Genomic DNA, 11,099 nt, shown 5'->3' on the forward strand with positions numbered 1-11,099 from the left:
TTCTTGGGGAGCTTCGGCTCCCCTTGTAGTTTCTGTCTTTCGGCAAAAACCTCCGTTTCGACCCTGCCCGATGCCTGTAGCCTGCGGCTTGCAGCGCAAATCTGCTGCGTCCTACACCATCCCCCGACTAAATGCTAGAATCTGCGCCCATCATGCGGTCATTCTTTGGTATGGCCGAACATTCCTTCAAACAGTGCATCCCATGCTGAAGAAGCTGTTCCAGTCATTCCGAACACCCGTGCGTCGTACGCAACACATCCGCAGCACTCCTGAAGTGCTCAACAGCGGCCAACATTCGCTGCAAAAGGGGCAATTCAGCCGCTATGCGGTGAATATCGTCGAACGCTTGCAGGGCGCCGGTTACCAGGCCTATCTGGTCGGCGGTTGCGTGCGTGACATGCTCCTGGGCATCACGCCCAAGGATTTCGACGTCGCCACCAGCGCCACCCCCGAGCAAGTCCGAGCCGAATTCCGCAATGCGCGGATCATCGGTCGCCGCTTCAAGCTGGTGCATATCCATTTCGGTCGCGAAATCATTGAAGTCGCGACCTTCCGCGCCAATCACCCGGTCAATGAAGACGACGAAGACAGCAACCAGTCTTCGCGTAACGAGAGCGGACGGATTCTGCGCGACAACGTCTACGGCACCCTGGAAGAAGACGCGCAACGTCGCGACTTCACCATCAACGCCCTGTATTACGATCCGGTCAGTGAGCGCATTCTCGATTACGCCAACGGCGTACACGACATCCGTAATCACCTGATCCGTTTGATCGGCGATCCGAAGCAGCGTTACCAGGAAGATCCGGTACGGATGCTGCGGGCCGTGCGTTTCGCCGCCAAGTTGAATTTCGGCATCGAGAAGCACACCGTGCAGCCGATCCGCGACCTGGCGCCGATGCTGCGCGAGATCCCGTCCGCTCGCCTGTTCGAGGAAGTGCTCAAGCTGTTCCTCTCCGGCCACGGCGCGATCACCTTCGAGATGCTGGTCGATCTGCAACTGTTTGCCCCACTGTTCCCGGCCAGTGCCGACGCCCTGGAATACAACCCGGAATACACCCACACGTTGATCAGCGAAGCGCTGACCAACACCGACCTGCGCATAAAACAGAACAAACCGGTCACACCGGCGTTCCTGTTTGCCGCCCTGCTGTGGCCTGCCCTGCCGGCCCGCGTATTGCGCCTGCAAGAGCGTGGCATGCCGCCGATTCCGGCCATGCAGGAAGCCGCGCATGAGCTGATCGCCGAACAGTGTCAGCGCATCGCCATTCCAAAGCGCTTCACCATGCCGATCCGCGAGATCTGGGACATGCAGGAACGTCTGCCACGCCGCAGCGGCAAACGCGCCGACCTGTTGCTGGACAATCCACGTTTCCGCGCCGGTTACGACTTCCTGCTGCTGCGTGAAAGCGCTGGCGAGGAAACCGACGGCCTGGGCGAATGGTGGACGGATTATCAGGACGCCAACGACAGCGAACGTCGCGACATGATCCGCGATCTCAGCGGCAAAGGTGATGACGCCAGCGGTGCGCCACGCAAACGTCGCCGCAGCAGTGGTTCCAAGCGCAAGCGCGCCGGGGCTTCAAGCTCGACGGGCGAATAAGGCATGGAACGCATCTATATCGGTCTGGGCAGCAACCTCGCTGACCCGGCCGAACAATTGCGCAGCGCGCTCAATGCGCTGGGGCAATTGCCGCAGACTTCCCTTGCTGGTGTTTCGGCGTTCTATCAGAGCGATTCACTGCTGCCGGGACAACCGCGTTACACCAACGCGGTCGCTGCCCTCGACAGTGATCTCGCGCCGCTCGACCTGCTCGATGCCCTGCAAGCCATCGAAAACGATCAAGGTCGGGAGCGCCTGGAGCGCTGGGGGCCGCGCACGCTGGATCTGGATATCCTGTTGTTCGGTGATCGCCTGATCGACGAGCCGCGACTGAAAGTCCCGCACTACCAGATTCAGGAGCGGGCATTCGTGCTCTATCCTCTGGCCGAACTGGCTCCCGCCGATCTGCGCCTGGCCGATGGCCGCACGTTGGCTGACCTGCTCGCCGCCTGCCCGTTCGTCGGCCTCGAACGCCTCTCCCACGCCTGACGCAAATCTCCCCCTGTGGATGGGGCCTCTGTGGCGAGGGGATTCATCCCCGATCGGCTGCGCAGCCGTCGCAAAACCGGCTAATACGGTGTGACTGATTAATGCGTACTACCATTTAAGGGCCGCTCCGCAGCCCATCGGGGATAAATCCCCTCGCCACAAAAACGATGTTCCGTGTTCGTTTTTTGTCGGACAAAAAACCTCCCGATCAGTCCCGCCGCACCGCTGAATCGCATCAGTAACGCCGGTAACACTCCCCTCGTAACAATGCGGTAACACACGCAATTGACTTCCTAGGTTCTCCTCACGACTATAGGCGTCCCGCTGCCGCCAACACGGCACATACGGGCGCAATCCAGGCCTTATAAGCACGACAAAAGACCGTGCGCCTGAGTAGACGAAGAATCACGCGCGTTACTCGCAGTAGTTTCCAGAGCGCCTGAACGAGGATTTTTTACATGCCAGCCATCACCCTGACCACGCTCCAGAGCCTCAAGCAGAAAGGTGAAAAGATCACCATGCTGACCTGCTATGACGCGACCTTCGCCCACGCCTGCAACGAGGCCGGTGTCGAAGTGCTGCTGGTGGGCGACTCCCTCGGCATGGTTCTGCAAGGGCACGACAGCACCTTGCCGGTGACCATCGCAGAAATGGCCTATCACACCGCTTGCGTCAAACGCGGCAACACCGACGCCCTGATCCTGGCTGACCTGCCGTTCATGGCCAACGCCACGATCGAGCAAACCCTGACCAACAGCGCCACGCTGATGCAGGCCGGCGCGCACATGATCAAGGTCGAAGGTGCGCTGTGGCTGGCGGAGTCGATCCGCCTGCTGGCCGAACGCGGTGTGCCGGTCTGCGCGCACATGGGCCTGACCCCACAGGCGGTGAACATTCTTGGCGGCTATAAAGTGCAGGGCCGCAACGAGAACCAGGCGCGGCAGATGCGTGCCGATGCGATCTCGCTGGAACAGGCTGGGGCCGCCATGCTGTTGCTCGAATGCGTGCCGAGCGAACTGGCGGCGGAAATCAGCCAGGCCGTGAAGATTCCGGTCATCGGGATTGGCGCCGGTAGCGATACCGACGGTCAGGTACTGGTGCTGCACGACATGCTCGGCCTGTCGATCACCGGTCGCGTGCCGAAATTCGTCAAGAACTTCATGCAGGGTCAGGACAGCATCCAGTCCGCCCTGAAGGCCTACGTCAACGAAGTCAAAGGCGTTACGTTCCCAGGCCTCGAACACGGATTCTCTGCATGAACACTGTCAAAACCGTACGCGAATTGCGTGCCGCCGTGGCCCGCGCCCGCAGTGAAGGCAAGCGCATCGGCTTCGTGCCGACCATGGGCAACCTGCACAGCGGTCACATTGCGTTGATCACCAAAGCCACACAGCGCGTGGACTTCGTGGTTGCCAGCATCTTCGTCAACCCGCTGCAGTTCGGCGCCGGCGAAGACCTCGACAAGTACCCGCGCACCCTGGCGGCGGATCAGGAAAAGCTGCTGCAAGCCGGCTGCCATTTGCTGTTCGCCCCGACAGTCGAAGAGATGTACCCCGACGGCATGACCGGGCAGACCCGGGTCAGCGTGCCGCAACTGTCTGAAGGCCTGTGTGGCGCCAGCCGTCCGGGGCACTTCGAAGGTGTGGCGACGGTGGTCAGCAAGCTGTTCAACATGGTGCAGCCGGACTTGGCGATCTTCGGTCAGAAGGATTTCCAGCAACTGGCGGTGATCCGCGCGCTGGTGCATGACTTGAACATGCCGATCCAGATCATCGGCGAACCGACCGTACGTGCCGCCGACGGCCTGGCGCTGTCATCGCGCAACGGTTTCCTCAGCGAAGACCAACGTGCGGTGGCCCCGGTGGTTTATCGGACCCTGAGCGCAATCGCCGAGTCGATCAAACAAGGCGAGCGCGACTACCCGGCGCTGATCGCCGCTCAGGTGCAACAGCTGGAGGCCGCCGGCCTGCGCCCGGACTATCTGGAAATCCGCCACGCCCTGACCTTGCGTCCGGCGACCGCTGAAGACCGCGATCTGGTGATTCTGGTGGCCGCGTTCCTCGGCACCACGCGGTTGATCGACAACCTGCACCTGAACCTCGATACCCCCGTTTAAAGCAAGATCAAAAGATCGCAGCCTGCGGCAGCTCCTACACATGAGTCCATGTAGGAGCTGCCGCAGGCTGCGATCTTTTGCGTTGTATTGCCGCCCCCAAAGCCTTCGGGCACACTGCCAGCCGTTCGCTTCCAACCCGGGAAATCCCTCATGCAAGCCATCATGCTCAAGGCCAAGCTGCACCGCGCCGAAGTCACTCATGCGGTACTCGATTACGAAGGTTCCTGCGCCATTGATGGCGAGTGGCTGGACTTGTCCGGCATCCGTGAATACGAGCAGATCCAGATTTACAACGTCGACAATGGCGAACGCTTCACCACCTACGCGATTCGTGGCGAAGAAGGTTCACGGATGATATCGGTGAACGGCGCAGCCGCGCATAAGGCCAAGGTCGGCGACCGCGTGATCATTTGCGCCTACGCCCATTACAGCGAAGCGGAACTGGTCAATTTCAAACCGCGCATGCTGTACATGGCCCCGGGCAATGAGCTGAGCCACACCAGCAACGCGATTCCGGTTCAGCTCGCCTGAGCCGCTTCGAGACGCCACTCCCCTTCCATTGGTCGGCCCGTTCCCGGTATTGATGTTAAAAAAGTACAGGGAACAGGTCAGAAGAAGTCAAGACAGATCGCAGCGCGAGGTTTACTGTATTCGCCCTGCGTTGAAAAATCGTGTCGACGCATTTGACCCTCGCCCAACCAGGGCGTATCGGTCTGTTCTGTGTTCAAAAGGCCGTTCAAGTAAAAAGGAAAACCGCAGCGATGGCGTACTACCGCACTCCTCATGACGTTACCGCTCTGCCTGCCTGGCAGGCGTTGAAAGATCACCGCCAAGCCATGCAGGATTTCAGCATGCGCGAGGCCTTCAACGCCGATCCGCAGCGCTTCAATCAATTCACGCTCAGCAGCTGCGGCCTGTTTCTCGATTATTCGAAGAACCTGATCAACGCCGAGACCCGCAACCTGCTGGTGGGCCTGGCCAATGAAGTCGATCTGAAAGGCGCGATCAAAGCGCTGTTCGACGGCGAAATCGTCAACGCCTCCGAAGGCCGCCCGGCGCTGCATACCGCCCTGCGCCGCCCGGTGGGCGACAAGCTGTCGGTCAATGGCGTCAACGTGATGCCGGAAGTGCACAAGGTGCTGAACCAGATCACCGATCTGGTTGGCCGCATCCACGACGGTCTGTGGCGTGGTTACACCGAGAAGCCGATCACTGACGTGGTCAACATCGGCATCGGTGGCTCGTTCCTCGGCCCTGAGCTGGTTTCCGAAGCATTGCTGTCCTATGCGCAGAAAGGCGTGCGTTGCCATTACCTGGCGAACATCGACGGCAGTGAGTTCCACGAGCTGACGCAGAAGCTGCGCGCCGAAACCACGCTGTTCATCGTTTCATCGAAATCCTTCAACACCCTCGAGACCCTGAAAAACGCTCAGGCCGCCCGCGCCTGGTATCTGGCTCAGGGTGGTTCGGAAGCCGAGCTGTATCGCCACTTCATCGCGGTATCGAGCAACAACGCGGCGGCCGTTGCGTTCGGCATTCGCGAAGAAAACATCTTCCCGATGTGGGACTGGGTCGGCGGTCGTTACTCGCTGTGGTCGGCCATCGGTCTGCCGATTGCCCTGGCCATCGGCATGTCCAACTTCAAGGAACTGCTGTCCGGTGCCTTCACCATGGACCAGCATTTCCAGAGCGCACCGTTTGAACAGAACATGCCGGTGCTGCTGGCCCTGCTCGGCGTGTGGTACGGCAACTTCTGGGGCGCGCAAAGCCACGCGATCCTGCCGTACGACCACTACCTGCGCAACATCACCAAGCACTTGCAACAGTTGGACATGGAATCCAACGGCAAGAGCGTGCGTCAGGACGGCACCTCGGTGTCGACCGATACCGGCCCGGTGATCTGGGGCGGCGTCGGCTGCAACGGTCAACACGCGTATCACCAGTTGCTGCACCAGGGCACCCAACTGATTCCGGCCGACTTCATCGTGCCGATCGTCAGCTTCAACCCAGTCTCCGATCACCATCAGTGGCTGTACGCCAACTGCCTGTCGCAGAGCCAGGCGCTGATGCTCGGCAAGACCCTGCCGGAAGCCGAGGCCGAACTGCGCGAAAAAGGCATGAGCGAAGAGCAGGTGCGCAAACTCGCGCCGCACAAGGTGATTCCGGGCAACCGCCCGAGCAACACCCTTGTGGTCGAGCGCATCAGCCCGCGTCGTCTTGGCGCGCTGGTCGCCATGTACGAGCACAAAGTGTTCGTGCAGAGCGTGGTCTGGGGCATCAACGCCTTCGACCAGTGGGGCGTGGAACTGGGCAAGGAATTGGGCAAAGGCGTTTACAACCGTCTGGTCGGCAGCGATGAAACCGTTGCTGACGATGCTTCCACCCAAGGCCTGATCAACTACTTCCGCGGTCGTCACCGCGGGTGAGGTGAATGGCTTGCCCACAAATCCTGTGGGCAAGCCATTTCCAATGTGGGAGCGAGCCTGCTCGCGAATTCGGTGTGTCATTCAGCATCTTTGTGGCTGATACAGCGCATTCGCGAGCAGGCTCGCTCCCACAGTTGTTTCAGGGATGACTTGAACCTCCAGGCCGCTCGGCGCATCTTTATTCCTGTCGCACAACAAGAATAAGGAACCGTCATGTTCGATATCAGCACGTTCCCCAAAGCCGATGCCGTCCGCCGGGCTGCGCAGTTGAGTCAGGACGACTACAAGCGCCTGTACCGCGAATCGATTGAACACCCCAGCACCTTCTGGGCCGAACAGGCCACGCGCTTCCTCGACTGGAGCACACCGTGGCAGACCGTTCAGCGCTACGACCTGAAAACCGGTGAAGCTGCCTGGTTTGCTGGCGGCCAACTGAACGTCAGCTACAACTGCATCGACCGCCACCTCGCACAACGCGGCGAGCAGACCGCGATTCTCTGGGAAGGCGACGACCCTGCCGAATCGACGCAGATCACTTACAAAAAACTCCACCATCATGTCTGCCGCCTGGCCAATGTGCTGAAAAGCCGTGGCGTGAAAAAAGGCGACCGGGTGTGCATCTACATGCCGATGATCCCCGAGGCGGCCTACGCGATGCTCGCCTGCGCGCGGATCGGCGCGATTCACTCGGTGGTGTTCGGTGGCTTCTCCCCGGACTCCTTGCGCGACCGCATCCTCGATGCCGACTGCCGCACGGTGATCACCGCCGACGAAGGCGTGCGCGGCGGCAAATTCGTACCGCTCAAGCAAAATGTCGACAAGGCCCTGCACAGTTGCCCGGACGTCAGCACCGTGGTCGTGGTCGAACGCACTCAAGGCAAGGTCGATTGGGTCGAGGGCCGTGACCTCTGGTATCACCAAGCCGTGCGTGACGTCAGCGACGACTGCCCGCCGGAGCCGATGGACGCCGAGGATCCGCTGTTCATCCTTTACACCTCCGGCAGCACCGGCAAACCCAAAGGTGTGCTGCACACCACCGGCGGCTACCTGCTGCAAGCGGCGATGACCTTCAAGTACGTGCTCGATTACCGCGAGGGCGAAGTGTTCTGGTGCACCGCCGACGTCGGCTGGGTCACCGGCCACAGCTACATCGTCTACGGCCCGCTGGCCAATGGCGCGACCACGCTGATTTTCGAAGGCGTGCCGAGCTACCCGAGCACTTCACGCTTCTGGCAGGTGATCGACAAACACCACGTCAACATCTTCTACACCGCGCCGACTGCCCTGCGCGCGTTGATGCGCGAAGGTGCCGGGCCATTGCAGGAAACGTCGCGCCAAAGCCTCAGACTGCTCGGCAGTGTCGGTGAGCCGATCAACCCGGAGGCGTGGGAATGGTACTTCAACGTGGTCGGCGAGCAGCGCTGCCCGATTGTCGATACCTGGTGGCAGACCGAAACCGGCGGCATCATGCTCAGCCCGTTGGTGAGTGCCCAGCGGATCAAACCGGGTTGCGCCACGCAGCCGATGTTCGGCGTGCAACCGGTGCTGCTCGACGAGCACGGCAAGGAAATCAAAGGCGCCGGCAGCGGCGTGCTGGCGATCAAGTCGAGTTGGCCGGCGCAGATCCGCAGCGTCTACGGCGACCCGCAACGGATGGTCGACACTTACTTCAAGCCCTACCCCGGCTATTATTTCACCGGCGATGGCGCACGCCGCGACGAGGACGGCGATTACTGGATCACCGGGCGCATCGATGACGTGATCAATGTCTCCGGCCACCGCATCGGCACCGCCGAAGTGGAAAGTGCGCTGGTGCTGCACGACAGCATCGCCGAGGCCGCCGTGGTCGGTTACCCGCACGACGTCAAAGGCCAGGGCATCTACGCCTTCGTCACCCCCATGAACGGCTTCGAGCCGAGCGATGAGCTGAAGAAAGAGTTGCTCGCCCACGTCAGCAATGAAATCGGCAGCTTCGCCAAACCGGACCTGATCCAGTGGGCGCCGGCCTTGCCGAAAACCCGCTCGGGCAAGATCATGCGGCGCATCTTGCGCAAGATCGCCTGCAACGAACTCGACAGCCTCGGTGACACCTCGACCCTGGCCGATCCGAGCGTGGTGCAAGGTTTGATCGACAAGCGCCTCAATCAGTAACATCCGTGGCGCGGTCACCCGGCCGCGCCCGTTCATCACCTATGAGTTGTCATGGAATTCCTTCGCAGCCGTATCGAAAACCAACTCATGAGCCTGACCGGGCTGTCCCTCGGTCAGCTTGATCTGGAAAACCCCAAGGGCGATCCCGGGCTGTTCGGGCCGGACTCGATCAGTTGGCAGGTACACGGCGATTTCAGCAGCATGCTGATCGGCGGCATCAGCGCGTTGTTGCTGCAAGCCCTGCATCCGCTGGCGCTGGCCGGGGTCTGGGATCATTCCAACTTTCGCCAGGACATGCTCGGGCGTTTGCGCCGCACCAGTCAGTTTGTCTCCGGCACCACGTTCGGCTCGCGCCGCGACGCCGAATGGCTGATCGACAAAGTGCGCACCATTCACCTGCAAGTGGTCGGTACCGCGCCGGACGGCCGGCCGTATGCGGCCAGCGATCCGGACCTGCTGACGTGGGTGCATGTGGCCGAGGTCAGCCATTTTCTTGCCGCGCATTTGCGTTACCGCAACCCGCAATTGTCGGGGGCGGATCAGGATCGCTACTACGCAGAAATCGCCGTGGTCGCCGAGCGCCTGGGTGCGCGGGACGTGCCGAAGTCGCGGCAGGCCGTGGCCGACTATCTGCAACACATGCGCTCGCAACTGCTCTGTGATGAGCGCAGCCGCGAAGTCCTGCGCCTGCTGCTCGACGCCCCGGCCCCAAGCGTGCTGGCCCGACCTTTTGGCGACCTGATGATGAAGGCCGGCATCGATCTGCTGCCGGACTGGGCCAGCGCCATGTTCGGCATACGGCAGAATCCGCTGCAACGCCAGCTGATCCGCGCCAGCGTCAAGCGCAGTGCACCGATGCTGCGCTGGGCGATGCGCAATGGTTCGGTGCAGCGAGCCAAACGACGGATGGGTTTGTTGATCTGATCTATACACAGAACCTGTGGCGAGGGAGCTTGCTCCCGCTGGGTTGCGCAGCGACTCTCGAAATGTTGCGAGCGCTTCGCACTCGAGCGGGAGCAAGCTCCCTCGCCACAGGTCTGAGCAATGGCTCAGGGCATCTGTAGCTGCACAATGCTAAACTCCCGCGCCCACATTCTCACCAGCAAGGCGCACGCATGTCTTCCTTGAATCAGGCGCTGCGCGCCGCCCTCGATAAACGCCAGGACCTGCTCGCTGAGCTGCACAGCCAGGGCACCGATTGCTATCGGCTGTTCCACGGCAGCCAGGAAGGCGCCGGTGGCCTGACCGTCGACCGCTACGGTCCGCAATTGCTGGTGCAGAGCTTTCACCAGACGCTGGAACGCGACGACCTGCTGCAACTGCACGCCATGGCCAACCAGACGCTGGGGTTTGACACCCTGCTGGTCTACAACGACCGCTCCCGCGGCAACTCGCGGATCGACCGCGAAGACAATGTCTACAAAGCCGATGACGCCGCGCTGGCGGATCTGGTCGGTCACGAATGGGGCCTGAACTATCGCGTGCGCGGGCGGCATGCCGGCCAGGATCCGCTGCTGTTCCTCGACCTGCGCAACACTCGCGGCTGGGTCAAGGATCACGCCAAGGGTAAAAGTGTGCTCAACCTCTTTGCCTACACCTGTGGCGTTGGCCTGAGTGCCGCTGCAGGTGGTGCGCGCGAGGTGTGCAATCTGGATTTCGCCGAAGGTAATCTGGCGGTCGGCCGTGAGAACGGCCTGCTCAACCCGCAATTGCCCGAGATGCAATTTATCCAGTCCGATTATTTCCCGGCGATCCGTCAGCTCGCCGGGCTGCCGATCAGCCAGCGGCGCGGGCAGAAACTGCCGAGCTATCAGCGCCTCGAACAGCGCCAATACGATCTGGTGCTGCTCGATCCTCCGGCCTGGGCCAAGAGCGCATTCGGCACCGTCGACCTGCTGCGCGACTATCAAAGCCTGCTCAAACCGGCGCTACTGACCACCGCCGACAACGGCGTGCTGATCTGCTGCAACAACCTGGCGAAAGTCAGCATGGACGACTGGCGCGAACAGGTCCTGCGTTGTGCAGAGAAGGCCGGGCGACCGGTGCGCGAATGGAGCGTGATGACCCCGGGCGCGGACTTCCCGTCGCTGGACCAACAGCCACCGCTGAAAACCCTGATCCTGCAGCTCTGAACCGCTCGCGCGGCGGATACCTATCCAAGGTGGGAGCGAGCCTGCTCGCGAAAGCGGTGTATCAGCCACCAGACAGGGTGACTGATAGAACGCCTTCGCGAGCAGGCTCGCTCCCACACGGGATGTGTTCCTACAGAACAATCTGAACAATCCTGCACCCCACGATGTACTTCGGAACCAGA

General features: G+C 61.3%; 9 protein-coding genes. All 9 read left to right on the forward strand.

The window, feature by feature from the left end; all coding sequences use genetic code 11:
* Window positions 1-202: 202 nt before the first annotated feature.
* Window positions 203-1,603 (forward strand): polynucleotide adenylyltransferase PcnB, encoded by a 1,401-nt coding sequence (locus ACYZUM_RS21605; RefSeq protein ID WP_041065404.1) that lies wholly within the window; start codon window positions 203-205, stop codon window positions 1,601-1,603.
* A gap of 3 nt (window positions 1,604-1,606) precedes the next feature.
* Window positions 1,607-2,092, forward strand: coding sequence for a 2-amino-4-hydroxy-6-hydroxymethyldihydropteridine diphosphokinase (gene folK / locus ACYZUM_RS21610; RefSeq protein WP_108183822.1), 486 nt, complete (start codon window positions 1,607-1,609; stop codon window positions 2,090-2,092).
* Between the two features lie 458 nt (window positions 2,093-2,550).
* A complete protein-coding gene (gene panB, locus ACYZUM_RS21615) occupies window positions 2,551-3,351 on the forward strand; it encodes a 3-methyl-2-oxobutanoate hydroxymethyltransferase (RefSeq protein WP_041065398.1) in 801 nt (266 codons plus the stop codon).
* Window positions 3,348-4,208, forward strand: coding sequence for a pantoate--beta-alanine ligase (gene panC / locus ACYZUM_RS21620; RefSeq protein WP_108183824.1), 861 nt, complete (start codon window positions 3,348-3,350; stop codon window positions 4,206-4,208). The genes panB and panC overlap by 4 nt, the downstream gene beginning before the upstream one ends.
* A gap of 150 nt (window positions 4,209-4,358) precedes the next feature.
* Window positions 4,359-4,739 (forward strand): aspartate 1-decarboxylase, encoded by a 381-nt coding sequence (gene panD, locus ACYZUM_RS21625; RefSeq protein ID WP_041065393.1) that lies wholly within the window; start codon window positions 4,359-4,361, stop codon window positions 4,737-4,739.
* A 230-nt stretch (window positions 4,740-4,969) separates the two neighbouring features.
* Window positions 4,970-6,634 (forward strand): glucose-6-phosphate isomerase, encoded by a 1,665-nt coding sequence (pgi, locus tag ACYZUM_RS21630; RefSeq protein ID WP_047296605.1) that lies wholly within the window; start codon window positions 4,970-4,972, stop codon window positions 6,632-6,634.
* 213 nt (window positions 6,635-6,847) lie between these two features.
* Window positions 6,848-8,785, forward strand: coding sequence for an acetate--CoA ligase (gene acs / locus ACYZUM_RS21635; protein ID WP_108183825.1), 1,938 nt, complete (start codon window positions 6,848-6,850; stop codon window positions 8,783-8,785).
* Window positions 8,786-8,836: 51 nt separating this feature from the next.
* Window positions 8,837-9,709, forward strand: a complete 873-nt coding sequence (locus tag ACYZUM_RS21640) for an oxygenase MpaB family protein (RefSeq protein ID WP_108183826.1) — start codon at window positions 8,837-8,839, stop codon at window positions 9,707-9,709.
* Window positions 9,710-9,900: 191 nt separating this feature from the next.
* On the forward strand, window positions 9,901-10,917 hold the full coding sequence (locus ACYZUM_RS21645) for a class I SAM-dependent rRNA methyltransferase (protein ID WP_108183827.1): 1,017 nt from the start codon (window positions 9,901-9,903) through the stop codon (window positions 10,915-10,917).
* Window positions 10,918-11,099: the final 182 nt, after the last annotated feature.

Source organism: Pseudomonas sp. m6p (assembly GCF_055760375.1).